This is a genomic window from Microcoleus sp. POL10_C6 (assembly GCF_036701585.1).
GTDB lineage: Bacteria > Cyanobacteriota > Cyanobacteriia > Cyanobacteriales > Microcoleaceae > Microcoleus.
In genome coordinates this window covers 40,524-64,896 of record NZ_JAUBRB010000021.1, presented here as the reverse complement: position 1 = coordinate 64,896, position 24,373 = coordinate 40,524, and the positions used below count along the sequence as shown (strand labels likewise).

Sequence of the window (24,373 nt, the reverse complement as noted above, 5' to 3'; positions counted from 1 at the left end):
CCCCCTCAAAAATGCGTGTAAAGCGCAGCTATCGGACTCTTAATCGATCGCTCAAGAGTCAAAAACGCACCTCTAAGGCTGAGCTAGCTCTCATTAACTTTGCATATTGTAATTATCAAGAAAAGCTATAACTTTTTCTCAGCGGCTTTCCGCTGCTCCCTTCGGGTTTTACAGCAATAGTTAAATACGTCTGAGCTTATCTGCACTTAACCAAAAGTTTTGTTACAATAGGTGAGCTGTTACAAATCGTAACTTATGCTGGTTCCTATTTTAATAATTGACGTTGCCCTCGTTGCCTGGTCTTTGCACTTAATGCAAGAGGCGATCGCGCAACGGGAATTTTCACTAATGCTAGCCGGCACCCTAGTTGCGGTCTCAGCCGCCGCTCTGCTAGTCGTCTACTTTCTCATGGGCTCTTGTTTGAGCCATTTAACCGAAATATCCCAACACACTTACTAGATGATAGTAGGGGATTGACCATTGTCCAGAAGCGAGGAGAGTTTTGTGGAAAAAAAGCCGAAAGCCTTGCCAGCCGAAGGCTCAAAACTAATTTCCCCAAAAAGCTTGACAAATATTGGTCAGTTAAGGCATGATTGAGAGCGCGAAAAGAAAGGGGAATTAGCTCAGTTGGTAGAGCACTACAATGGCATTGTAGGGGTCAGCGGTTCGAGCCCGCTATTCTCCATAAATTAAAATTAGGGATACATCACTGCTGTGTCCTAATTTGTACCGAAACATTACCACCGCGTGCTTAAATTCGATCGCGACTTGTACCTAAACAGCATTGCCGTGGCCTTAAATTCGATCGCGCTACACACCGCGAAAACCATTTTTCCCGTAAAATCAAAACAGTCTACCCGCAACCAAAGCGCTACCTGTGGCAAAGTCAACTGAACCCAGCAATCCAGAGAGTCCGAGCCAACTTGCCCGCACGCCTCTGTACGACCTATCATTAGAACTCAAAGCCCGAATGGTGCCGTTTTCCGGGTGGGAGATGGCAGTACAGTACGCAGGCATCAGCAGCGAACACCAAGCAGTACGCCAGCAAGCAGGAATGTTCGACATTTCCCACATGGGAAAATTTGGTTTGAGAGGGAAACAAGTAAGAGAAAAATTTCAACCCTTAGTACCCTCAGACTTGAGCCGCTTGCAACCCGGTCAAGCTCAATATACAGTCTTGCTAAATGCCAAAGGCTGCATCTTAGACGACATTATTTTCTACTGGCAAGAACCCGACGCTATCACTAGCGAAGAACGTGCAGTAATTATTGTCAACGCCGCCACTCGCATCGCCGACAAAGCATGGATCACCACGCACTTAGAATTGAGCGAACTCAGTTTTACAGACCTCTCCGAAGATAAAGTTTTAATAGCAATTCAAGGCCCGGAAGCTGTTAACTATCTCCAGCCTTTTGTGGAAGACAGCCTCGCACCCATTAAGGCATTCGGTCACTTAGAAACAAATCTGTTGGGACAGCCGAGTTTTATCGCCAGAACTGGTTACACCGGCGAAGATGGGTTTGAAATCATGGTGGATGCCGCAGTAGGAAAAGAACTGTGGCAAAAATTGTTAGCTGCTGGCGTTGTTCCTTGCGGATTGGGCGCGAGAGATACCTTGCGTTTAGAAGCAGCAATGGCTCTTTACGGTCAAGATATCCACGACAATATCACACCTTTAGAGGCTGGATTGGGTTGGGTTGTTCACCTCGACACCAAAGGCGATTTTATTGGTCGCGAGGTTTTGGAACAGCAGAAAGCGAGTGGAGTATCGAAGCGGTTGGTAGGGCTAGAAATGCAGGGGCGGCACATTGCGCGCCACGGCTATCCGGTAATATTTGAAGGCGAAACAGTAGGAGAAGTTACTAGCGGTACATTATCACCTACTTTGAATCGCGCAGTTGCCCTCGCATTTGTTCCCGCAAAATTAGCTAAAATCGGGCAGCAATTAGAAATCGAAATTCGCGGGAAAAACTATCTGGCTAGTGTGGTGAAAAAACCCTTTTATCGCTCGCCAAACCGCCCCAGTTAAATTAAGTAGGTAAGCATTGATTCAGGGGCGGGCTAGAAGCCCACCCCACAAGAAATTGTAGGTGTATGTGTTCTTGTGGAACGGGCTTCTAGCCCGTTGCTCATTTTGGTCGAGAAGATTCATCTACAAGCTTAGCAAAATTTCGCAAAGTTGCAGCATAGCGATCGCCCGCCACATCCATCAAATCATTATGACCGGCCCCATCAACCCAAAAATTCACTTTCGGCTCGTTGGCGGTGGCAAACAACTGCTCTCCATGCCAAAAATGCACAACCTCATCAGCCTTACCATGAATCACCAAAACAGGCGATCTAACTTTGCCAATCTTATCAATATTCACAAACTTATCAAAGGGTAAAATCGGAATCCGCGTCAACACCCGAAAAGCCGAAACAAAAGAACTTTCAACCACCAAACCGCCGACTTTCTGCCGCGAAGCCAAATCAATTGCTGGCCCACCGCCCACAGAACGCCCGTAAAAAATAATTCGGTTTGCAGGTACTCCCAACTGTTGGGTTAAATAATTGTAAGCAGCATCAATATCACGATAAGTATTATACTCAGAAGGCTTTCCCTGACTCGTGCCGTAACCTTGATAATCATAGGCAAACACAGCAAAGCCGCTATCTCGAATCTCTCTGAGAAGCCACAAAATTCCCTCCAAGTCTTCCGCATTCCCGTGACTGTAAAGTATAGTATATCTAGCTTGCGGGTTAGGTAAATGAACAGTAGAAATTTTCACGCCATTAGCTGAGCTAACTTTGATAACTTCCCTGCTATCACTCTGGCTAGATGGCGGAGGTTGAAAAATTAGCCGTTCTGAAAAAAAGAAACCGTAAAAACATAGAAATGCGTAAATAAAAATTATAGAGCGCATCAGTCGTTTGACAGAAAATTCTCCGAAAAGCAAGCGTTTAATATTTTTTTTGTTCCACTTAGTCATCAATAAATGCCCATAGTTCACTAAGATTTACTTGATACTTTGTTTATTGTGAGAAAAGATATGGCACTAAAATACCCCGATGACTTGAAATACCTAGACACCCACGAATACATCCGACTCGAAGGCGAAATTGCCACCATCGGCATTAGTGCTTTTGCAGTTGACCAACTCGGCGATATCGTGTTTCTAGATTTGCCCGAAGTCGGTGCAGGGTTGGAAAAAGGCGAAGCTTTCGGTACAGTCGAGTCAGTGAAAGCGGTTGAAGACTTGAAAGCACCAGTTACCGGTACAGTTGTAGAACGCAATGATGAAATTATAGAGTCTCCCGAAAATTTGGCGGAAGACCCCTATGGCGCTGGGTGGCTGCTGAAAGTGCGCGTTGACAATCCCAGCGAAGCAGACGACGCTTTCTCGGCCCCAGAGTATCGCAAAATGGTCGAAGGGGAATAGGGCATAGGGCATAGGGCATGGGGCTCGTTGATAATTCCACAATCCGCCAGGGGTTGAAACCCACGGGGCTTTTAGCACAAGTCGTCTTTAGACGACTGATACCCAATCCGGCTTAAATACCCCCTTTATCTCGCTTGTCCGCTATGGCAGACTTCGTTTGACTCTCGACAGCGGTTTCAACCACCAACCTTAATCTACAGTCGTCTGAAGACGACTTTAGCTATGAGACAGGGGTTTCAACCCCTGTCGGACTTTGATACACGCAAAAAATCTTGCTTAGTCGTCTGAAGACGACTTTAGCTATGAGACAGGGGTTGAAACCCCTGTCGGACTCTCGGACTTTGATAGACGCAGAAAATCTTCCTTGTTTTCTTAGCAAAATGTTACAAACAAAGAAGCAAAAGTCTATTCAGGAGAATCCGCCTTGGTACTCTACAGCCCTCAACTTGAACCCAACCAGCAGCAAAACCTTTCCTCCATCAATGGTTTTGCGGGCCGGCACATTGGCCCGACACCCAGCGAAATCCAGCAAATGCTCAATGTTTTGGGCATTTCCAGCCTCGATGAGTTGATTGACAAAACGGTTCCAGCGGCGATTCGCATTTCTCAACCCTTACAACTTCCCGCAGCGCAAAGCGAGTACAGCGCTTTGGCAGAATTGAAAGAAATTGCGGCAAAAAATCAGGTATTTCGATCGTACATCGGCACTGGATATCACGACTGCATCACACCCCCCGTCATCCAGCGGAATATCCTAGAAAATCCCGGCTGGTATACAGCTTACACTCCCTACCAAGCCGAAATTGCTCAAGGGCGATTGGAAGCTTTACTGAACTTCCAAACCATGATAATTGACCTCACGGGTTTGGAAATTGCCAACGCTTCTTTGCTGGATGAAGGGACAGCGGCGGCGGAAGCGATGGCGGTGAGTTACGGCGCCAGCAAAAAGGGGGCAAAAGCGTTTTTTGTTTCCCAAGATTGCCACCCTCAAACTATTGAAGTGGTGCAAACTCGCGCTAAGCCGTTGGGAATTGAGGTAATTGTCGGCGACCATCAAAGCTTTGAGTTTGATCGTACAATCTTCGGCGCTCTCGTGCAATACCCCGCCACAGACGGCGCAATTTACGACTATACGGATTTTATTCGATCGGCTCACGAAGTCGGCGCATTAGTCACAGTCGCCGCCGACATATTGAGCCTTTGCTTGCTGACACCCCCCGGCGAATTCGGCGCGGATATAGCCGTAGGAAGCACTCAGCGCTTCGGAGTGCCGATGGGATTCGGAGGGCCCCACGCAGCCTATTTCGCCACGCGAGAAGAGTTTAAACGGCAAGTTCCGGGGAGAATTGTCGGCGTTTCTAAAGATGCTAATGGCAAATCTGCTTTACGTTTGGCTTTGCAAACTCGCGAACAGCACATCCGCCGCGAAAAAGCTACTAGCAATATTTGTACTGCTCAAGTTTTGCTGGCAGTAATGGCGAGTATGTATGCTGTTTATCACGGCCCGTCTGGACTGAAAGACATTGCTGAGAAAGTATGGAGTTTAACAGCACTTTTGGCATCCGGTTTAAGAAGTTTCGGATACACCATTGGTTCTCAACATTTCTTCGATACTGTGCGGGTAGAATTGGGAGATAAACCGCTGTCAGAAATTCTAGAAGCTGCTAAAGTTCGCAAAATTAATCTCCGAGTTTTCGATAATTCGACAGTAGGAATCACTTTAGATGAAACTGTCAGCGTTGAAGATGTGCAAGAGTTATGGAAAATTTTTGCACAGGATAAAGATTATATCAGGCCCGACGGGCAGAAGGCTCTCAACATTCCGCTGGATGCAGACGCATTGAGTGGTTATTTGACTTTACCAGATTTTTGCGATCGCACCAGCAGCTATCTCGCCCATCCAGTTTTCAACAGCTATCATTCAGAAACTGAACTTTTGCGGTATTTGCACCGTTTAGAAGCCAAGGATTTATCGCTAAATACATCGATGATTCCCTTGGGTTCTTGCACAATGAAATTGAATGCCACAGCAGAGATGATGCCCGTGACTTGGGCGGAATTTGGCAAGATACATCCCTTTGCCCCCCACGATCAAACTCGCGGGTATCAAATGATGTTCGTGCAACTAGAACAGTGGCTGGCAGAAATTACAGGTTTTGCGGGAATTTCTTTGCAGCCAAACGCTGGTTCCCAAGGCGAATATGCGGGTTTGTTAGTTATTCGCGAATACCACGAACACCGAGGCGAATCTCACCGAAATATCTGTTTGATTCCCCAGTCAGCCCACGGTACAAATCCGGCTAGCGCGGTGATGGCGGGGATGAAAGTAGTTGCTGTCGAGTGCGATTATCAGGGCAATATTGATGTTGCCGATTTGCGGAAAAAAGCCGAGAAGCACAAAAATGACTTGGCGGCTTTGATGGTGACATATCCATCTACGCACGGCGTTTTTGAGGAAGAGATTAAAGATATTTGCGAGATTGTCCACAACTGCGGTGGACAAGTTTATATGGACGGCGCGAATATGAATGCTCAAGTTGGTTTGTGCCGCCCCGGTGATTTTGGTGCTGATGTTTGCCACTTGAATTTGCACAAAACTTTCTGTATTCCTCACGGCGGCGGCGGGCCGGGAATGGGGCCGATTGGGGTAATGTCTCATTTAGTAGAATTTTTGCCCAGTCATTCTATTCTTAACAGTCAACAGTCAACAGTTAACAGTCAACAAATATCAGTTGGTGCTGTTTCCGCCGCGCCTTGGGGAAGTGCTAGCATTTTGCCTATTTCTTGGATGTACATTCGGATGATGGGAGGGGTGGGTTTAACTCAGGCGACAAAAGTAGCAATTCTTAATGCTAATTACATGGCAAAACGCTTAGAATCTTACTATCCGGTTTTGTACAAAGGGAAAGCTGGTTTGGTGGCGCACGAGTGTATTCTGGATTTGCGATCGCTCAAAAAGTCTGCGGCTATTGAAGTTGAAGATATTGCTAAACGGTTGATGGATTACGGCTATCACGCGCCGACGGTTTCTTGGCCGGTTGCTGGTACGGTAATGGTGGAACCGACGGAAAGCGAATCGAAGCAGGAATTAGATCGTTTTTGCGATGCAATGATTGCAATTAGAGCTGAAATTGCGGAGATTGAAAACGGTAATGTTGACGCGCAAAATAACGTATTAAAAAATGCGCCGCACACCGCAGAATCTCTGATGGTTGATGAGTGGAATCGTCCTTATACTCGCGCGCAAGCGGCTTATCCGGCACCTTGGACTCGCGAACATAAGTTTTGGCCGGCGGTGGGGCGAATAGATAATGCGTTTGGCGATCGCAATTTTGTCTGTTCTTGTTTACCTATGGAGGCTTACAGTCAAGGTTAAATAAGTCTCTCCGGGGCAATGGGCACCTTACACATATACTCTTGTGGGGTGCTTCTAGCCCGCCAAACAAATAAAATTTAAATGTATAACAGCTTATCAAGCTAGATAAACGCGCCGAAAAAAATGTAATACAAGAATCCCCACATCCCCAGGTAAAATAAAAAATGAATAGACGATTTTTGTGGTTGGCTCCCGAAAATAAACCGCGTTGGATTATCTTATTATTGTTAGGTTTTTTGGCTGCTTTGGGGGTAGTGGCAACAACAGCTTACATCAAAATGGCGATCGCGCAAACTATCGGCCCGGCTTTATCTGTTGATCTTACAGCCGATCGACATCCCATCAGCCCCGACATCTACGGTGTAAATAAAATTAGCACTTGGAACTGCGTCTTTAGAGTATATAAATATGGTTTTATGGCAACTTACCCAGCTAATTCTATGACTTTGGTGGCTATTCCCAAGGCTAATTCTTAGCGGAACTTAATTTAACCCACGGCATTCACCCGCCATAACCGGAATGGTTAAACCGCAGAGGGCGCAGAGGACACTGAGGAAGAGAAGAGAGAGATTAATAATTCTGACCATTTTTAATCTGAAACTAGACCTGAAGCGTCCATGCGATCGTCCTCAGCATCCGAGTGTGTTAGGGGACAAATACAACTCTCCTGTCCCAGCCACTGCGATCCTACTTGATGCAGGGCTGCCATCACCGGTTGAATTTGGCGACCCTTGGGCGTGAGGGAATATTCTACACGGGGCGGAATCTCGGCATAAACACGCCGATCGACTAACCCTTGAGATTCCAACTCTCGTAGGCGTTGGGTGAGGGTTTTGGTGCTGATGCCCGGAAGTGCCGCGAGTAATTCGTGGGTACGCCTCGCGCCTCCAAACAGTTCGCGTAGAACCAAAATTGACCATTTATTGTCCAACAAATCCAGCACAAATTGAATCGGACATTTAACCTCTACGCACTGACTTGCTTCCACCATAAACTCCCTTCACAGTTGCCTTCACGATAATTTCCATATTTCTTTAGAAATGGCTCAAGCGTCCTATTTGCTTCAATGCTTTACCTCAAGTAACTATAGGATACCACTGGTAACTGACTTGTGGGCGATCGCGGATTAAGGCAATGTGGTGCACAGTCATCAATTCCGAACAATCCACTCTCCACTCCTATGGTCAGTTCAATTAGTAAATCGGAGTCTGCTGGTCTGCCATCCGGCATTAAAGCACCTGTTCAAGAAACCCTGTTAACACCCCGCTTTTACACCACCAATTTTGATGCCGTTGCCGAAATGGATCTGTCCGGGCAACAAGCGGAATTAGAAGCAGTTGTAGCAGAATTGCGCGCGGACTATAACCGCCACCATTTTGTCCGCAATCAAGAGTTTGAGCAATGCTGGGACAAGATTGATGGCGAAACGCGAAAGGCATTTATTGACTTTCTAGAGCGCTCCTGTACCTCAGAATTTTCGGGTTTTCTGTTGTTCAAAGAACTATCCCGCAAACTTAAGAATCGCCAACCGTTGTTATCGGAAGCGTTTAGCTTACTCGCACGGGATGAAGCGCGTCATGCCGGTTTCTTGAACAAGGCGATGGCAGATTTTGGCTTGTCTCTGGATCTGGGCTATTTAACAAAAAATCGTACCTACACATTCTTCCCTCCAGAATGGGTAATTTATACTGTTTATCTGTCGGAAAAAATCGGCTACTGGCGCTATATTTTGGTGTATCGCCATCTCGAAAAACATCCCGAACATCAAATTTATCCCCTGTTTCGCTACTTTGAGAATTGGTGCCAGGACGAAAATCGGCATGGGGATTTCTTTAAGGCATTGTTGCGATCGCAGCCTAAGCTTTGGAATAACTGGAAGGCAAGACTCTGGGCGCGCTTTTTCCTTCTGACGGTGTTTGCCACCCACACAATGACGGTGTTGGAACGCTCCACATTTTATGACTCGATCGGGATCGACCCCGATGAATATAACCAGCAGGTGATTCATCACACCAATGAAACGGCAAAACGGGCGTTTCCCAGTATTTTAGATACCCACCATCCAGAATTCTTTCCCCGTTTGGAGCGATGTGCGATCGCCAATCAGAAGCTAGCAGAAATCTCAACTAACCAGCGCCCGGCCGCCATCCAATTTTGCCAAAAATTACCCTGGATTGCTGTGATTGTCTGGCAGTTGTTGCGCCTTTATTTACTGCCTTCGATTAATGCTGAATCGTCCAGAACCGCTATTAATTAGGAGATATTGCCATGACTAATCTATCGACACGCCTCCGAGAAGGCACGATGCAATCCCACACCACAGCCGAAAATACGGCATTTATGAAATGCTTTATGAAAGGCATTGTGGAACGGGAACCTTTGCGTAAACTATTTGCCGATTTGTACTTTGTTTACAGCGCCCTAGAAACGGCTTTGCAGAACCATGTCAACCACCCGATTATCGGGACTCTCTATTTCCCTGAGTTAAATCGCACTGAGAATTTGGCTTGCGATCTAGCTTTTTATTACGGTGAAAATTGGCGGGAGGAAATTACAGCTTCTCCAGCGGGTTGTGTGTATCGCGATCGCATTCAAACCCTATCAAAAACCGATCCAGTCCTGCTGATTGCCCATGCCTATACCCGCTACATGGGTGATTTATCCGGCGGACAAAGCTTGAAAAACGTGATTCGATCGGCGTTGTCTCTGCCGCCGGATCAAGGAACAAATTTCTATGAATTTTCCCAAATCTCGACACCAGAAGCAAGGCGAGTATTTAAGGAACGCTATCGCCAAACCTTTGATGAGTTTCCGGTGGATGCTGACACAATCGATCGAATTGTCGCAGAAGCAAATACGGCATTTACCCTTAACCAGGATGTAATGCACGAACTCGAAGCCGATGTGAAAGCGGCGATTGGAGAACATACCTTTGATTTGCTGACTCGGCAAGATCGCCCCGGCAGCACAGAAGGCCGCAGCCCTCATGCCAAGCGAGAATCTGTCGCGAAATAACTCGCCCCACGAAAACAAGATCCATCGTATCTCTAAAATATGCCGGGGTTCTGAATTTACACAACAACAGAAGGATACATTAGTTAATGAAACAGTTATCACAAACGGTTGAATTTGATGCTGCATTGTTAAATAAATACAACCAGCCTTTACCTCGCTATACCAGCTATCCACCCGCCACCGAATTAACTACTGACTTCGATCGCAAAGCATTTAAAACCGCGATCGCCATCGGCAATCACAAACGAACCCCTTTATCGCTTTACTGCCACATCCCCTTTTGCGAAACGCCCTGTTATTTCTGCGGCTGCAATACCATCATTACCCAGCGCAAGGAGGTGGTAGAACCCTATTTAGGCTATCTCGATTGCCAAATTCGCCAAGTTGCCAGTTTGGTGGATGCCGATCGGCTGGTGCATCAGTTGCACTGGGGCGGCGGCACACCCAACTATCTCGATCGCAGTCAGGTAGAGTTTCTCTGGAACCAGTTAAATCGATATTTTCGGTTCGATGACGCGGCCGAAATATCGATCGAAGTCAATCCTAGCTATATCGATCGCGAATATATTCTATTTTTGCGACAATTAGGATTCAATCGGATTAGCTTTGGTATTCAGGATTTTAATCCCACCGTGCAGGAAGCTATCAATCGGGTGCAGCCCGAAGCGATGTTGTTTGATGTGATGGATTGGATGCGGGAAGCAGGGTTTGAAAGTGTCAACGTAGATTTGATTTACGGCTTACCTTTCCAGACACAATCAACATTCCAGGAAACGGTACAGAAGACCTTGCAATTAAATCCCGATCGCATTGCTGTCTTTAATTTTGCCTATGTTCCCTGGCTCAAACCGGTTCAGAAACGAATGCCGGAATCTGCTTTGCCGACTGCGGGCGAAAAGCTGAAAATTCTGCAAAGTACGATCGCCCAACTGACGCAAAATGGCTATGTGTTTATTGGTATGGATCACTTTGCTAAGCCCAATGATGAACTAGCTATCGCGCAACAAGCTGGGCAACTACATCGTAATTTTCAGGGTTATACCACTAAGCCCGAATCGGATCTGTTGGGCTTTGGCATGACTTCCATCAGTATGTTGCAGGATGTGTATACCCAAAACCACAAGGGATTGAAAGACTTTTATCAGGCGATCGATGCGGGTGAATTACCTATCGAAAAAGGTGTTATACTTAATCAGGACGATCTGATTAGGCGCACAGTAATCATGGAATTGATGTGTCAATTCCAACTGTCCGTGCAAGATTTGGAAGAAAAATACCATCTCGGCTTCGATCTCGATTTTAATGACTATTTCGCTCAGGTTTTGCCACAACTTGATGCCTTAGAAGCCGATGGGTTAATCAAACGTTGGGGCGATGGCATTGAAGTAACGGCGATCGGCCGCTTGCTAATTCGCAATATTGCATCGGTGTTTGATAGCTATCTCATCCCCCACTCAAGCAAACGGTTTTCCAAGTCCCTATGAATCGTCGTCATATTTGTTAACTCAGATTAGTTAACATAGTTAGGGACGGATAAATACTTTCATAACCGAGTTGTTGCGTAAATTATAACCAATTCAACAAGGAAAAATCAATGTTCTGTGAACAATGCGAACAAACAGCAAGCGGACAAGGATGCCATCAGTTTGGTGCTTGTGGGAAAAGTCCCCAGGTGAATGCTATCCAAGATCTGCTGATTTATTATCTGCGCGGGTTGGCTCCGATTGCCCTCAAAGCAAAAGAGTTAGGCCTTGATACTCATGCAGTGGATGTCTTCACCTGCGAAGCGATCTTTGCCACGATGACGAATGTCAACTTTTCCGAAAAGCGGTTTGTTGAGTATCTCCAGGAAGCGATCGCCCATCGCGCCAACCTCAAGGCTCAAGTGCAGCAAGCAACAGACACTCCACCTACCTGGGCTGCAATTTCCGACTTTGAACCCAACTTTGAGGATAGCCTGGTTGAGCAGGGTGAGCTGATTTCCATCCAGTTCATGAGTCAGTCTGCCTCGAATGTGGATATTTTCTCGCTCAAACTCACGGTGCTATATGGGGTTAAGGGTCTTGCCTCCTACACCTTCCACGCCTACGAAGTGGGACAGGAAGACGAGCGGGTGTATCGTTTCATTTATGAGGCACTTGTCGCCCTCGATAACCAGACCTTGAGCTTGCAGGAGTGGGTGAATCTTGCTCTTGAGGTGGGAGCCATTAATCTGCGCTCTATGGAACTATTGGATGCCGGACATACCGGTACCTATGGGCACCCAATTCCCACGCCTGTTCCCCTCAATCCACGGCAAGGGAAGGCGATTCTGGTTTCAGGACATGACATCAAACAACTCGAAGGCTTGCTGAAGCAAACAGCAGACACGGGAATTACTGTTTACACCCACGGCGAACTTCTACCAGCCCACGGCTATCCCAAACTAAAACAGCAGTATCCCCATCTCTACGGTCACTACGGCACTGCTTGGCAGAACCAAACCAAGGATTTTGGCAAGTTCCCCGGTGCGATCGTGATTACGACCAACTGCTTAATGCCAACCCATTCCTATTATGAAGATAAACTCTTTAGCGTTGGCCCCGTCGGCTATCCGGGTCTGATTAACTTGAGTGCGATCGACAATGACACACCCGATTTTACTCCAGTTATTGAGAAAGCACTGGCACTTCCCGGCTTTACTGAAGATGCACCCCCCAGGGAAGTCACAGTTGGTTTTGCCCACAATACAGTCCTAGGTGTGGCAGATAAAATCATTGAGGCTGTGAAACAGCGTAAAATCCGCCATTTCTTCCTGGTAGGGGGCTGTGATGGAGCCAAACCCGATCGCAACTACTACACCGAGTTCGTAGAAAAAGTACCTGATGATTGTGTCGTGCTCACCCTAGCTTGCGGTAAGTTTCGCTTCTTCGATCGACAAATGGGCGACATTGACGGACTACCCCGCCTGATGGATGTTGGTCAGTGCAACGATGCCTACTCCGCGATTCAGATTGCTGTAGCCCTAGCCAATGCCTTTGAGGTAGGTGTCAACGATATACCCCTTTCCATGATTCTGTCCTGGTATGAACAAAAGGCAGTAGCCGTCTTGCTAACTCTCTTGCATTTGGGGATTAAAAACATTCGTCTAGGGCCGACATTGCCGGCGTTTATTTCTCCCAATGTATTCAAGCTTCTGTCGGAAAAATATAACTTGCAGGCCATTACCACCCCTGATGCCGATCTAGCAGCTTGCTTGAGCTGAGTGGAATACTCTTGGATGCGTGGACTGTACAAGCGGAAGGTTATTGTCGCAAGAAAGCACCCATTGAGGAAATAGCTGAAGTGATTCGCCACGTCTATACAGAGGGCTAGAAACTGTAACTTGATTCTTTGACAAACCTACCCATTATTTCTCAATTGTGGGTAGGCTTTTTAAAGCAAGTTCTGCTTCTGTAGGGTTTTTAGTAATTAAATGTGGTCTAATATCGGCTACAAGAAGACCACATCTGACAAAAGTGTATGTCACGCCAGAGAGATTGATGGTTTAAAGCTTTGCTCGCCCAGCGTCCGAGTTAGACAAACTTCAAGCCTACCCCGACCACCAAGGTGGGAATAGGTCACAAGCATTTAGAGAATGGATTAAAGAATTGCCATGCTACTCGGCTTCAAAACCGAATTGAAACTAAATAACTCTCAGCACGTAATGTTAGCTAAACACTGTGGAGTAGCACGTCACGCTTGGAATTGGGATTGATTTACAGTTTAACCAAATGGGCGCATTTATTTGACTGGTATAGCAATCGTCGCATCATTTGTGAATTTCTTACTCCCTCCCCTTGGGTTCGGGGAGGGTTGGGGTGGGGTAAAAAGTTTACCACTCCTGCAAGGATTGCTATAACAGCGATTGCTTTTTCTCATGTTTATTCCCAAACTTTTTGTTTTGTGAGGTAATTAATGACCGCTAAACTGTTGCCAACAACTCCGACTCGAGTTCCGCTGGATTGGACTGCTGTCTTCTTTTTCACTACTATTCATGCCCTCGCCCTCTTAGCCCCCTGGTGCTTCTCCTGGTCTGCCTTGGGTATGACTCTCTTTTTGCACTGGTTATTTGGCAGTATTGGCATTTGTTTGGGCTATCACCGCCTATTGAGCCATCGCAGTTTTCAGGTTCCTAAAGGGCTGGAATATGCGATCGCCCTGATCGGTGCTTTTGCTTTGCAAGGAGGGCCAATTTTCTGGGTGGCGGGTCATCGGCTACACCACGCCTATACCGAGGATGTCGATAAAGATCCTTACTCAGCCCGTCGGGGGTTCTGGTGGAGCCATATGCTGTGGATTTTCTACCCCCATTCAGAATTCTTTGATTATGAACAGTACCAGCGGTTTGCCCCCGATCTGACACGCGATCGATTTTATTGCTGGCTGAATCGAAACTTTTTGCTGCTGCAAATCCCCTTGGGGCTACTGCTGTATGCACTGGGGGGATGGTCATTTGTGATCTGGGGTATGTTTGTCCGAGCCGTTTTACTCTGGCATAGCACCTGGTTTATTAACTCGGTCACTCACCTGTGGGGATACCGTACCTTTGACACAAACGACAACTCCCGCAATCTTTGGTGGGCGGCTATTCTCACCTATGGCGAAGGTTGGCACAATAACCACCACGCCCATCCTAACGTTGCCAAAGCAGGCTGGCGCTGGTGGGAGTACGATCCGACCTGGTGGGCAATTTGGCTGTTAAAGAAATTGGGTGTCGCCCGAAAAGTGGTGATGCCACCTGCTCAAAATGGTACACCTTCATAAAATTGGAGAGCGACATGAAGCCATGTCTACTGTCACTAAACCCTTCACTTCTGTTTACGGCCCCGTGCAATCCTGGCGCTTTGGGCGATCGCTAGGAATTGATCCGATCGGGCCTGATTCTACTTGCTCATTTAACTGTGTGTATTGCCAGTTAGGTGAGATTGAGTACCAGAGTTGCAACCGCCAGATTTTTGTCCCGACTCAGAAAATTCAACAGGATCTGCAATCCTTCCCTGTCAGCGATGTGAACACCATCACCCTCAGCGGTAGCGGTGAGCCAACTCTGGCGCTGAATTTAGGCGAAATTCTGGTTATGGCGAAGGAGATGACCGGGAAGCCCGTTGGGGTATTGACCAACGGCAGTTTGCTGGGCGATCGCGCGGTGTGTGAGGAACTGGCGATCGCCGATTGGGTAGCTGTCAAAGTTGATGCCATTGCTGCTGAATCATTCTGTCGCATCAATCGCCCCATGCCAACCATCCACCTCCAGGACATTTGGGCCGGTCTCCTCGAATTTCGCCAACTCTATTCAGGACACCTGGCAATTCAGACGATGCTACTAACCGAGTGGAACGAACAGGATCGGGCAGAGTACATCCGCCGGATGCAAGCATTACTGCCGGACGAAATCCAACTCAACACGCCGACGCGACTTTGCCCCCTGACGCATCAGCTAGAAGCACGAGGGAATGATCCGCCCAATGCCTGTTTATATCCGACAAGGCAACTGAAGCAAGTCCATCCTGAAGTGCTACAGGTTTTTGGCAATCGCATTGAACGTGTGATAGGAATTCCAGTGCGTTACCCATCATTAAAACCAGAGGCAGAGAAGCTATGAAACCTCAGAAAACAAACCCATATTTTCAGCTTTTAGAAATTCCCCCAGGCTATCTCAACATCATGGGATATGTAGACGAGTCGGAAGTGAATGGGCTCGGTTGTCGAGCCGTGATCTGGGTGCAAGGATGTCTGCGGGAGTGTCCAGGCTGCTTTAATCCGGCTTCCTGGTCCTTTGAGATTAATCAATTAATTGCGGTTGATGTTCTTGCTCAGCAGATTCTCAGCAATCCTCGCAATCGAGGTGTCACGTTTTCGGGCGGAGAACCCTTCTGGCAAGCTCCAGCCTTGGCAGATTTGGCACGCCAAGTGAAAGCAGCGAGATTAAATGTCATGTCGTTTACTGGCTTCACGTTAGAACAATTGCGATCGGAACAGAGGCCCGCCGGTGTTGAGGAGTTGCTCGAACAACTCGATATTTTAATCGATGGTGCGTATGTGCAGTCTTTGGCAGTCAACTCACCCGATTCTCTCGTTTCTTCCAGCAACCAACGGGTACATCTTTTCAATCCTGCGCTTCAGGATCAACTGAGTTGGGCGAGCGATCAGATGGAGATTCATATTCTCAAAGATGGCAGTCGGATTTTCACAGGCTACCGGGGTCAAATGAATCTGGCTGAGTCGGAGTTATGAACCCGATCGCACTAAGCATCAAGCATCCAAGCAATACACTTTTGCATTTGCTCGCTCATCGTTTGTCGATCGGCATTATACCTGCGGCCGTGTCCCGGCAACACCCATTCAAACGAGTAATTAGCCAAATTCTGCATTGATTTGATTTGTTCCGGCCAAGAATACCAACAGACATCGTGAAACCCAACTAGCTGCTGCAAACTTTCCGACCAAGCAAGATGATCGCCGGTGAACAAAAACTTGTTATTGTAAAGCAAAACTGTGTGACCTTTCGTGTGACCTGGCACCGATATAATCAACAAATCGTCTGCTAGTTGATACGGTTCGCTGGGCGACAATTGAATTTCTACACGGCAAGTATCAGCGTTAATTTCGTCATAATGAATGATGCGATCGCACCCAAAATGGTCGCGGTATTGTTGATGATCTGCCACATCATCGCGGTGAGTCAAGTACATATAGCGAATGCCGCCCATTGCTTCTATGTTTTTGACTAGCGGCGGCACAAAACGAGGAGAATCAACTAAAATGTTTCCTTCGGGGCGGACAATTAAATAGCTGGCTGCGGCGTAGGATTTCTCTGAGTGGTAGCCGCAGTGATAGACATTTTCTGCTACGAGTGCGGGCAACAGTTGCTGGGCTTCTTTGATCCTTTTGGGTTTTTCTACAGTGCCGATCGAACTTGTGGGGCAAGACAAAAGAGCCGCGAGCGATCGTATTTCTTCAGTTTCATTAGTTGGCTGGTGGTAAACCGCAGACTGTTCTCCCGCTTGACCAAATACTTCAGGTGCCATCCACCGACAAGTATCACAGTCAATGCAGGTACTGTCTACATAAAAGTTACCATTAATATTTTCATTACGCCTCCGATTAATGTTAGCCATTTTTCTACCTCTTAATAAACAATATAAATTATGGTAACTTAGTATAATTACTACGACATCCCGACGGGGGATTAAACCCCGTCTCACAGCACAATCCGGTTACAACTCACTTCTTGCACCATTCTCAAGAACGGGCAAGATGCCCGTTCCACAAGAGATTAATTTTCTTGTGGAACAGGCAAGATGCCTGTTCCTAAAAGGATTATTGACAATGGTGCAATATCTCAGTTTCAATCAACAATTCTACTGCTGCTGATCCGCTGGAAAAGCACCCGCTTTCACCGCCACAGTAACAGGTTGTCCGCCGCGGCTCAATTCAAGCTGTAGATCGCTGCCCACTGTACTTTTCTCCACAATTTCTTGTACGCTGCCAGCATCAGTTACTTCTGTACCGTTGATTTTCTTGATCACATCGGCAAGGCGAACTCCAGCTTGTGCCGCCGGAGAATTTTTCGCAACTCCCAAAACTAACACGCCTTTATCTTCAGTCAGCCTCAATTTGGTGTTGGGATTTTTATTGAATTCTGCCTTGACTTCGGGAGTAATGCTCAACATCCGAACGCCGAGATAAGGATGTTGGGCTTTTCCTGTTGTTACTAATTGGTCGGCAATTTGTTGTGCTCGATCGATCGGAATAGCAAAACCCAATCCTTGAGCGCCTTGAATAATCGCCGTATTCATGCCGATAACTTGACCGCGCTGATTCAGCAGCGGGCCACCGGAATTGCCGGGATTGATCGCAGCATCGGTTTGAATAAAGCTGACGCGCTTGTCAGGAACACCGACATCGGCGCTAGAACGGCCTGTAGCGCTAATAATGCCCACAGTGACAGTATTGTCCAAACCGAGGGGGTTGCCGATCGCGATCGCCCATTCTCCCGGCTCTAATTCTTCAGATTTGCCCAAACTCACCACAGGCAAATTGTTAGCTTCAATTTTAACAACAGCCACATCAGTAACTGTATCGACGCCTAAAACTTTGCCGACAAATTCGCGGCCATCCTTCAGTTTTACCGTCACCGTATCCGCGCGGTCAACGACGTGAGCGTTAGTCAAAATGCGACCGTCGGAACCAAAAATAAAACCCGAACCAGAACCCCGTTCTACTCGATTTCCCGGTGCAATCGGAGATTCGGAACCGAAGAAGCGGCGGAATTGCTCAGGTATCTCATCTGGAACTTGGTTCGTCACGGTGCGAGAAGAATTAATCCGCACTACCGCCGGGCCGACTTCCTGCACAACTTTAGTAACAAAATTAGAGTCTTGAGAGGGCAGTATATTTGCAGGCAATGCTGAGATTGGCGCTGTACTTGAAGGTTCAGCTTGAATGGCGTTAGAACTTCCAGGAACTTGAGAAGTTAGGGCGTTGCAGCCAACAGTTGCGGTGGAGCCGAGTAAAATAAGGGATAAAAAAGCCAGTTTTTTCGGTAAAGCAAAACGGCGAGAAGTCACAGTGGTAGCAGGCATATTTTTGGTTGACATAGTATTGATTTGATGGCAGTTAGAGCGAGAGTTATAATTATGGTTTTGCATTTTTAGCACCTACTGTAATTAAGTTAGAAGTAAAGGAGCTTTAATTTTAATTCAAGCATTTGTGATGTCTGTTTGACTGGTGGGGTTTACCCTACCAGGTGGGGTAGAAACCGGACAGTCGTAAGCAAAGTGTTGATTCCAGCTTTTGAGTGCGATCGAGCTGAGTCGGCACTGGTGAATTGCTGTGTGAGTGCGATAATATAAACTACGGTAGCCAGCTCGCATATTCCGCATTTCCCGTGAAAATTTCACAGGATTGATATCCGAAGTCAACAACAACCCTGGACTCCAAAAACCCAGGTTTCTACGCCAAATATTCGTTGTGAGCGATCGACGTTAAGGTAGAAACCGGGTTTTTAATACCGCCTGCGTCCATGCCATTAGCTAAAGCAGGCGGAAAGCCTAAACCTAAAGCAGGAAGTAAAAAAACTGTAAACCCTCAAGCTAAAATATCAACTAAACCAACTTAAAATAGCCGACCCAAACTCTGTTAAAATTTGAGATAAAAACGGAGTTTGCAATATTATTGCTCCATAGGTTCAATGGAACTAACCGAATCGATTTCCCTCGACTTGTTCCTCGAAATTTCCAAAACATCAACAGTATTCTTAATAAAACCAGCCATCGGCACAGCCACTAACAAACCTGCTACTCCTGCCACCTTAACCCCCACCAGCAGCGCCACTAAAATCCACACAGGATTGAGGCCGATAAAACCGCCTAATAACCGAGGAGCAACCCCGCTTTCAATTATTTGCTCAATTACTGTAGCGACAGCTAAAACTGTGATGCCGAGCCAAAAATTGTTTAAGGTGATCAGCAAACTGACAATGGAAATACTGAAAGGTGCCCCGAAGGGAATCATAGTCATTGCACCCACTCCCAAACCGAACAGAAGTCCGAAGGGAACTCGCAAAATTAAAAAAGCAACAGTAATAGACAATCCCATCAATCCCGCCAAAGTTGCTTGGCCGACGAAGTAGTTGTGGAAGCTTCGCGCTAGCAACTCTCGCAATTGAAGGCTCTGCTTGGAGGGAAACCATTTAAACAATCCTTCCCATACGCGATCGCCGTGCAAGAGCAAGTAAAATGTCACGACTATTGTGAGGAGGAAATTCAACAGGCTGTCTGCAGCACCCAAGCCAAATTTGAGAATTTCGCCAGTGAGAGACTGCAATTGAGATGAAAGTCGATCGCTCAATTGGGTAGTCAAACCGCTGACATCAATGCGGAGATTGCGATTTTCTGCCCAATTGTGGAATGCTTCAATCTGTTCTGTGCCAGAAACTATCCAAGTCGGCAGTCTGGTGGCGAGTTCAGTGATTTGGTTTAGCAGAATCGGGGCCAGAGTTACACCTAAAACTACCAATACCAGTAAAGTCAAAAATAATACCGACAAAACTGCTCGATCGCGCTTCAAGCCGTATCTGTGCAGAAAGCGCACTGGATAATCTAGCAAAAAAGACAGCACTGTAGCCACTACCAAAACAGTAATCAGCGCGCGAAAATATTCAAAGACTAGGAGGGCTAACCAGCAGTTGAGTACCGCTAGGGGAAATACCAGTCCGTAAGTCCACCACTGCGGCAGTTGAGTGAAACGTCTCATCTAAGTTAACCGAGTTAAAATTTGAGATGCAAGATGTGAGATTGACACTGCTATTTGCCGTTCTCCGTTAACCATTTTATAGTGCATTTATTTATACCCGACCGCTGAAAATTCCCAGTTGATCGACCCGCAGCGGAAATTTGGTTACTGGCAGGCACTGCCTGCCACAACCATGTTATATCGTTTCCGCTGGTATGGATATATCACCTGCGAAAAAAATATTTTTTGCTGTTGGCAAGGCAGCAGTTTGCAACTGGCGATTCAACCTTTTTCCCCGTGCCGTTCGAGAGCTAATTGAATTAAACGGTCTACTAATTCAGGGAAAGAAATGCCGTCCGCTGCCCACATCTGCGGATACATACTGGTAGCTGTAAAGCCGGGGAAAGTGTTGATTTCGTTAATCAAAACTTCTCCGGTTGATTCAATGTAGAAAAAGTCTACTCGCGCTAAACCTGCTGCGTCTATAGCCAAAAATGCTTGCACTGCCATTTCTTGGATTTTCGAGACGATCGCACCGCTGACTTTTGCCGGGATTGAGCAGTCGGCTTGTCCCTGGGTATATTTAGTTTCGTAGTCGTAGAAATCGCTTTGAAAACTAATTTCTCCCACCGTTGAAGCTTGGGGATTATCGTTACCCAAAACTGCACATTCTAATTCTCTAGCCACCACACCCGCTTCGACAATTATCCGCCTGTCGTAGCTGGCGGCGCTGTCGAGTGCTGCTTCTAATTCAGCGCGCGATCGAGCTTTAGAAATTCCCACAGACGAACCCAAATTCGCCGGTTTGACAAAGCAAGGATAGCCCAAATCTGCTTCAATTTTATCACAGAGTTTGGGGAAAACGCAAGGATTAGACCAGATTTCGGAACGGTTGACAGCGATGTATTTTACCTGCGGCAAACCAGCCTGAGCAAAAGCCATTTTCATGGCAATTTTATCCATTCCCAGCGCCGAACCTAAAACCCCGGAACCGACAAAAGGAATTTGCATTAATTTCAGCAATCCTTGCACCGTACCGTCTTCGCCGTTTGGCCCGTGCAAAACAGGGAACCAAACATCTACAGCATTAAAATTAGGAAACTGTCCAGCGGGAGAGTCGTCTTGTGCTGTTTGTTCCTCTATTTCCAGAGGTTTTCCTGTGGCTAAGACTTGTTCAGGTAATGTTCCCGACAGCCAGCGGCCGTTTTTTTGGATGTAAAAGGGCAGAACTTCGTATTTAGAAGCATTTTCCTCCGCAGCGAGGGCGCGGGCGATCGCCCGCGCCGAACTAATTGAGACTTCGTGTTCGCCCGATCGCCCCCCGAACAATAGCCCGATCCGCATCGTTGTCATTTTTTAATACTCCCGGTACTTTTTGACAAATATACACGCAGTTAGCGCAGCTATCACAGGAAGTATGCGACAGAAACTAGGAATTAAGCATAAGCTGTTGCAAATTTAAATTGTATATTGCGGGCGACCTCGAAGAAACTCCCCAGTCATAGTTTGATTATTTCTTGACATACAATTTAAATGCCCCAACAGCTTACAGCATTTCTCCCGTCAAACTAAAAGCGCGAATATCTGTAATTTTAACCCGCACAATTTTACCTGCTAATTCTGCAATATCGCCCTTAAAAAATGTGAGACGATTGCCGCGAGTGCGTCCCATCACCTGAGTTGAATCTTTGAGATTCTGGACTTCCACCAAAACCTCTTCAGTGCGTCCGAAATAGCGCTGCGATCGTTCCATCGCCGTTGTTGTGACTACATGATTGATTCGTTGCAGGCGATCGGCTTTCACCTCCTCACTCAACTGATTTTCCCACAAAGCGGCCGGTGTCCCAGGGCGCGGCGAATAAGCAGCAGTATTCACCAAATCGAAACCAACATCTTCGATTAACTTCAAAGTCTTTTCAAATTGCGCTTCTGTCTCCCCAGGAAAACCGACAATCGCATCCGCAGTAATCGAAGCATCCGGCATATAACGGCGAATGGTATCAATAATCCGGCGATATTTTTCCTGAGTATAGCCTCGCGACATCGCTTTCAAAATATCATTATCTCCCGACTGAAAAGGAATGTGAAAATGTTCGCAAACCTGCGGTAATTCAGCACAAGCCTTAATCAATCTCTCCGTAAAATAGCGCGGGTGGCTAGTAGCAAATCTGAGGCGATCGACTCCCGGCACATCCTGCACAAAATAAAGCAAATCCGTCAAAGTATGCTGGTTGCTGCCGTCCGGTTTTGTCCCCGGCAAATCGCGTCCGTAAGCATCAATATTTTGCCCCAACAAAGTTACTTCCTTGTAACCTTGACGGCCCAAATCCTCCATTTCCGCCCGAATTGCCTCCGGCATTCGCGACTGTTCAACCCCGCGAACATTGGGGACAACACAATAAGTGCAGCGTTCATTGCAGCCGTAGATTACATTCACCCAAGCAGTCACCTTGCTGTCGCGGCGCGGCTTAGTAATATCCTCCATAATCTCAACAGCTTCAGTCGCCACAACTTGATTGCCCTCAAAAACTTGTTCCAGCAAATCTTCAAGTCGGTTAGCGTGTTGTGGCCCCATTACTAAGTCTAATTCCGGCACTCTCCGCAGCAGCGCTTCACCTTCCTGCTGCGCCACGCATCCAGCTACAATTAAAGTTAAACCCGGTTCTTGGCGTTTGCGATGAGCTTGCCTTCCGAGGTTAGAATAAACTCTTTGTTCGGCATTGTCGCGAATCGTGCAAGTATTGTAGAGAATCAAGCTAGCTTCGTTCGGGTCTTCCGAGAACTCAAAGCCCATATTTTCCAGAATGCCGGCCATCCGTTCCGAGTCGGCTTTATTCATCTGGCATCCGAAAGTAGTGATGTGATAGCGGCGGGGTTTAACGGTCATGGCGAATTGCAGGCAAATAAAAAATATAGGTTTTCAACCTTAACAGTTTATTATAACACTTCTCTGTTAAACGACATAGGTCTGGTAATTGGGAATTTTAATAATTATAGGGTGTGCAATGCGCCCCTTATCGCTACAAATAGTTTTAGATACCCACACAATCTGCGAAGTCTGGTATCGGGCTCTTCGGTTTTTTTAGTGAGATAAAAACTGTAAAATTGTTTTGGCAATACCTTGTGCAGCTAAATAAGGAACCCCATTGCCAACAGTTTTAAACATATTAGTCAATGTCATCTTAGCCGGCAGTGCAAAATCTTTTGGCAGTGACTGAATAGCTAGTGTTTCTGCAACAGAAAGCCGGCGAAGTTTGTAAGGGTGCAAGTGAACTTCGTTATTGCCGTAACAAGCTGTTGGCGAATAACGCCATCGGTGCAATCGCTTGAAAGATTTTTTTGAATCATCTCCTTCATCAACGGAAGCAAAACGCTTAAGGCCTGCTTTGGGTTGGAAATAGTGTTCGGCATTGGGATGGTTGAGAACGTCATTTTTTTGGAACCAAAATTCTACCGTTAAAGCTTGGGGAATGCCATCAGGACAAGGCACGAAACCATCATCTGCAAAGGCTGTTCTCTCAGGCCAAGGATGAGAAAAAATTTCTGATTTGGGATATAATACCTGACTTTGCCAAGGAAATACACTTTCGGCTAGCATTGGGCTTTTTTCCTCTAGGGAAATGCCCAGATTTTTGACAAGGTTTTTTCTAAGTCCAATCAAAATAATTCTATCCCTATCTTGCGGAACCCCGTATTCTATCGCATTAATTAAACGTTCGGCAAAAACGTATCCCGAATCCGCCAACTGATGTTTTAGTGCATCATAAAAAGCTTTATGTTTTTTGGTTCTCCACAAACCTTTGACATTTTCAAATAAAAAGAAATCTGGCTGCTGCTGACAAATCAATTCAATGTATGAAGCGGAAAGTTTGCCTTTATCTCCTTCCCCACCTCGGTTTTTGCCACCAATAGAAAAGTCAGGACAAGGCGGCCCCGCGATAAATCCCACAATATCGTGATGCTTGCGCGCATCTTGCATCAATTCCCGCAGGCGAAAAGCTGCTTCTCCCCCTACAAGTCGAGTTACATCTGCTTCCTCTCCTTCGCAATATCCGTATTCTGGTAGCGGCAAATTCAGGCACTGGCGAGAATAGCGGTATGCTTGCATGAAAGGTGGGAAAATTTCATTGACATACGCTACATTAAAGCCGATCGACTCAAAGCCCAAATCGAGCAAGCCAGAACCCGAAAAAAATGAGAAAATACAGGGGATGGGGAATTGGGAATTGGGCATGGGGAATTGGGAATTGGTAATTGGTATTTGACCGGGGCGGGGCGGGTTTATGAGATTATTAATTTGAGG

Annotated in this window: 22 protein-coding genes and 1 tRNA gene; 14 read left to right on the top strand and 9 right to left on the bottom strand. The window is 46.7% G+C overall.

From position 1 onward, the window contains the following. The first annotated feature begins 255 nt into the window (after positions 1–255). The 3 genes from QUA34_RS14185 to gcvT all read left to right on the top strand — a co-directional run bounded on the left by QUA34_RS14185 (position 256) and on the right by gcvT (position 2,029). The gene (locus QUA34_RS14185) at positions 256–459 is read left to right on the top strand and encodes a hypothetical protein (protein ID WP_333085722.1); all 204 of its coding nucleotides are present in this window, start codon (positions 256–258) and stop codon (positions 457–459) included. Between the two features lie 153 nt (positions 460–612). Beyond that, positions 613–685: transfer RNA gene (locus tag QUA34_RS14180), tRNA-Ala, on the top strand. A gap of 192 nt (positions 686–877) precedes the next feature. Beyond that, positions 878–2,029, top strand: coding sequence for a glycine cleavage system aminomethyltransferase GcvT (gene gcvT / locus QUA34_RS14175; RefSeq protein ID WP_333387520.1), 1,152 nt, complete (start codon positions 878–880; stop codon positions 2,027–2,029). Positions 2,030–2,129: 100 nt separating this feature from the next. On the opposite strand, the gene QUA34_RS14170 is transcribed toward gcvT, so the two are convergent. Beyond that, on the bottom strand, positions 2,130–2,972 hold the full coding sequence (locus tag QUA34_RS14170; RefSeq protein WP_333387517.1) for an alpha/beta hydrolase: 843 nt from the start codon (positions 2,970–2,972) through the stop codon (positions 2,130–2,132). Between the two features lie 60 nt (positions 2,973–3,032). Here QUA34_RS14170 and gcvH point away from each other — a divergent pair, with 60 nt between their 5' ends. The 3 genes from gcvH (at position 3,033) to QUA34_RS14155 (ending at position 7,274) form a co-directional block, all read left to right on the top strand. After that, the gene (gcvH, locus tag QUA34_RS14165) at positions 3,033–3,422 is read left to right on the top strand and encodes a glycine cleavage system protein GcvH (RefSeq protein ID WP_333307394.1); all 390 of its coding nucleotides are present in this window, start codon (positions 3,033–3,035) and stop codon (positions 3,420–3,422) included. A gap of 424 nt (positions 3,423–3,846) precedes the next feature. Then, entirely contained in the window at positions 3,847–6,798 is a 2,952-nt protein-coding gene (gcvP, locus tag QUA34_RS14160) for an aminomethyl-transferring glycine dehydrogenase (protein ID WP_333387514.1), read from the top strand. Between the two features lie 164 nt (positions 6,799–6,962). Further along, positions 6,963–7,274: a hypothetical protein gene (locus QUA34_RS14155; RefSeq protein WP_333387511.1), complete on the top strand. Its 312-nt coding sequence runs from the start codon at positions 6,963–6,965 to the stop codon at positions 7,272–7,274. Positions 7,275–7,387: 113 nt separating this feature from the next. On the opposite strand, the gene QUA34_RS14150 is transcribed toward QUA34_RS14155, so the two are convergent. After that, entirely contained in the window at positions 7,388–7,789 is a 402-nt protein-coding gene (locus tag QUA34_RS14150) for a helix-turn-helix domain-containing protein (RefSeq protein WP_333387508.1), read from the bottom strand. Positions 7,790–7,978: 189 nt separating this feature from the next. Here QUA34_RS14150 and acsF point away from each other — a divergent pair, with 189 nt between their 5' ends. From acsF to QUA34_RS14110, 8 genes are all read left to right on the top strand, one after another. Beyond that, a complete protein-coding gene (acsF, locus tag QUA34_RS14145) occupies positions 7,979–9,055 on the top strand; it encodes a magnesium-protoporphyrin IX monomethyl ester (oxidative) cyclase (RefSeq protein ID WP_333387505.1) in 1,077 nt (358 codons plus the stop codon). An 11-nt stretch (positions 9,056–9,066) separates the two neighbouring features. Then, on the top strand, positions 9,067–9,813 hold the full coding sequence (locus tag QUA34_RS14140) for a heme oxygenase (biliverdin-producing) (protein WP_333387502.1): 747 nt from the start codon (positions 9,067–9,069) through the stop codon (positions 9,811–9,813). A gap of 86 nt (positions 9,814–9,899) precedes the next feature. Then, positions 9,900–11,297, top strand: a complete 1,398-nt coding sequence (gene hemN, locus QUA34_RS14135) for an oxygen-independent coproporphyrinogen III oxidase (RefSeq protein ID WP_333387499.1) — start codon at positions 9,900–9,902, stop codon at positions 11,295–11,297. A 110-nt stretch (positions 11,298–11,407) separates the two neighbouring features. Beyond that, positions 11,408–13,057 carry a hydroxylamine reductase gene (hcp, locus tag QUA34_RS14130; protein ID WP_333387496.1) on the top strand — a complete coding sequence of 550 codons (1,650 nt, stop codon included), beginning with the start codon at positions 11,408–11,410 and terminating at the stop codon, positions 13,055–13,057. A gap of 390 nt (positions 13,058–13,447) precedes the next feature. Continuing rightward, complete coding sequence (locus QUA34_RS14125; RefSeq protein ID WP_333329696.1) at positions 13,448–13,549, top strand: helix-turn-helix domain-containing protein; 102 nt, start codon at positions 13,448–13,450, stop codon at positions 13,547–13,549. A gap of 200 nt (positions 13,550–13,749) precedes the next feature. Beyond that, the gene (locus QUA34_RS14120; protein WP_333329699.1) at positions 13,750–14,598 is read left to right on the top strand and encodes a fatty acid desaturase; all 849 of its coding nucleotides are present in this window, start codon (positions 13,750–13,752) and stop codon (positions 14,596–14,598) included. Between the two features lie 22 nt (positions 14,599–14,620). Further along, complete coding sequence (locus QUA34_RS14115; protein WP_333387492.1) at positions 14,621–15,436, top strand: radical SAM protein; 816 nt, start codon at positions 14,621–14,623, stop codon at positions 15,434–15,436. Then, complete coding sequence (locus QUA34_RS14110) at positions 15,433–16,068, top strand: 4Fe-4S single cluster domain-containing protein (protein WP_333387489.1); 636 nt, start codon at positions 15,433–15,435, stop codon at positions 16,066–16,068. The genes QUA34_RS14115 and QUA34_RS14110 overlap by 4 nt, the downstream gene beginning before the upstream one ends. Before the next feature lie 11 nt (positions 16,069–16,079). Here the strand turns inward: QUA34_RS14110 and QUA34_RS14105 are convergent, their stop codons facing one another. The 7 genes from QUA34_RS14105 to QUA34_RS14075 all read right to left on the bottom strand — a co-directional run bounded on the left by QUA34_RS14105 (position 16,080) and on the right by QUA34_RS14075 (position 24,304). Further along, entirely contained in the window at positions 16,080–16,952 is an 873-nt protein-coding gene (locus tag QUA34_RS14105) for an MBL fold metallo-hydrolase (protein ID WP_333387486.1), read from the bottom strand. A 243-nt stretch (positions 16,953–17,195) separates the two neighbouring features. Beyond that, on the bottom strand, positions 17,196–18,434 hold the full coding sequence (locus tag QUA34_RS14100) for an HhoA/HhoB/HtrA family serine endopeptidase (RefSeq protein WP_445242819.1): 1,239 nt from the start codon (positions 18,432–18,434) through the stop codon (positions 17,196–17,198). A gap of 102 nt (positions 18,435–18,536) precedes the next feature. Further along, entirely contained in the window at positions 18,537–18,737 is a 201-nt protein-coding gene (locus QUA34_RS14095; protein ID WP_333387480.1) for a hypothetical protein, read from the bottom strand. Between the two features lie 271 nt (positions 18,738–19,008). Then, positions 19,009–20,091: an AI-2E family transporter gene (locus QUA34_RS14090; RefSeq protein WP_333387478.1), complete on the bottom strand. Its 1,083-nt coding sequence runs from the start codon at positions 20,089–20,091 to the stop codon at positions 19,009–19,011. Positions 20,092–20,352: 261 nt separating this feature from the next. Then, positions 20,353–21,423: a D-alanine--D-alanine ligase family protein gene (locus QUA34_RS14085; RefSeq protein ID WP_333387475.1), complete on the bottom strand. Its 1,071-nt coding sequence runs from the start codon at positions 21,421–21,423 to the stop codon at positions 20,353–20,355. Between the two features lie 193 nt (positions 21,424–21,616). Further along, positions 21,617–22,957, bottom strand: coding sequence for a tRNA (N6-isopentenyl adenosine(37)-C2)-methylthiotransferase MiaB (gene miaB, locus QUA34_RS14080; protein ID WP_333042505.1), 1,341 nt, complete (start codon positions 22,955–22,957; stop codon positions 21,617–21,619). A 195-nt stretch (positions 22,958–23,152) separates the two neighbouring features. Beyond that, the gene (locus QUA34_RS14075) at positions 23,153–24,304 is read right to left on the bottom strand and encodes a DNA cytosine methyltransferase (RefSeq protein WP_333387472.1); all 1,152 of its coding nucleotides are present in this window, start codon (positions 24,302–24,304) and stop codon (positions 23,153–23,155) included. Positions 24,305–24,373: the final 69 nt, after the last annotated feature.

Coding starts and splice junctions, on each gene's coding strand:
- QUA34_RS14185 (WP_333085722.1), top strand. CDS start 256: ATGCTGGTTCCTATTTTAATAATTGACGTTGCCCTCGTTGCCTGGTCT.
- QUA34_RS14170 (WP_333387517.1), bottom strand. CDS start 2,972: ATGACTAAGTGGAACAAAAAAAATATTAAACGCTTGCTTTTCGGAGAA.
- gcvH (WP_333307394.1), top strand. CDS start 3,033: ATGGCACTAAAATACCCCGATGACTTGAAATACCTAGACACCCACGAA.
- QUA34_RS14155 (WP_333387511.1), top strand. CDS start 6,963: ATGAATAGACGATTTTTGTGGTTGGCTCCCGAAAATAAACCGCGTTGG.
- QUA34_RS14150 (WP_333387508.1), bottom strand. CDS start 7,789: ATGGTGGAAGCAAGTCAGTGCGTAGAGGTTAAATGTCCGATTCAATTT.
- acsF (WP_333387505.1), top strand. CDS start 7,979: ATGGTCAGTTCAATTAGTAAATCGGAGTCTGCTGGTCTGCCATCCGGC.
- QUA34_RS14140 (WP_333387502.1), top strand. CDS start 9,067: ATGACTAATCTATCGACACGCCTCCGAGAAGGCACGATGCAATCCCAC.
- hemN (WP_333387499.1), top strand. CDS start 9,900: ATGAAACAGTTATCACAAACGGTTGAATTTGATGCTGCATTGTTAAAT.
- hcp (WP_333387496.1), top strand. CDS start 11,408: ATGTTCTGTGAACAATGCGAACAAACAGCAAGCGGACAAGGATGCCAT.
- QUA34_RS14125 (WP_333329696.1), top strand. CDS start 13,448: ATGCTACTCGGCTTCAAAACCGAATTGAAACTAAATAACTCTCAGCAC.
- QUA34_RS14120 (WP_333329699.1), top strand. CDS start 13,750: ATGACCGCTAAACTGTTGCCAACAACTCCGACTCGAGTTCCGCTGGAT.
- QUA34_RS14115 (WP_333387492.1), top strand. CDS start 14,621: ATGTCTACTGTCACTAAACCCTTCACTTCTGTTTACGGCCCCGTGCAA.
- QUA34_RS14110 (WP_333387489.1), top strand. CDS start 15,433: ATGAAACCTCAGAAAACAAACCCATATTTTCAGCTTTTAGAAATTCCC.
- QUA34_RS14105 (WP_333387486.1), bottom strand. CDS start 16,952: ATGGCTAACATTAATCGGAGGCGTAATGAAAATATTAATGGTAACTTT.
- QUA34_RS14100 (WP_445242819.1), bottom strand. CDS start 18,434: ATGTCAACCAAAAATATGCCTGCTACCACTGTGACTTCTCGCCGTTTT.
- QUA34_RS14090 (WP_333387478.1), bottom strand. CDS start 20,091: ATGAGACGTTTCACTCAACTGCCGCAGTGGTGGACTTACGGACTGGTA.
- QUA34_RS14085 (WP_333387475.1), bottom strand. CDS start 21,423: ATGACAACGATGCGGATCGGGCTATTGTTCGGGGGGCGATCGGGCGAA.
- miaB (WP_333042505.1), bottom strand. CDS start 22,957: ATGACCGTTAAACCCCGCCGCTATCACATCACTACTTTCGGATGCCAG.
- QUA34_RS14075 (WP_333387472.1), bottom strand. CDS start 24,304: ATGCCCAATTCCCAATTCCCCATCCCCTGTATTTTCTCATTTTTTTCG.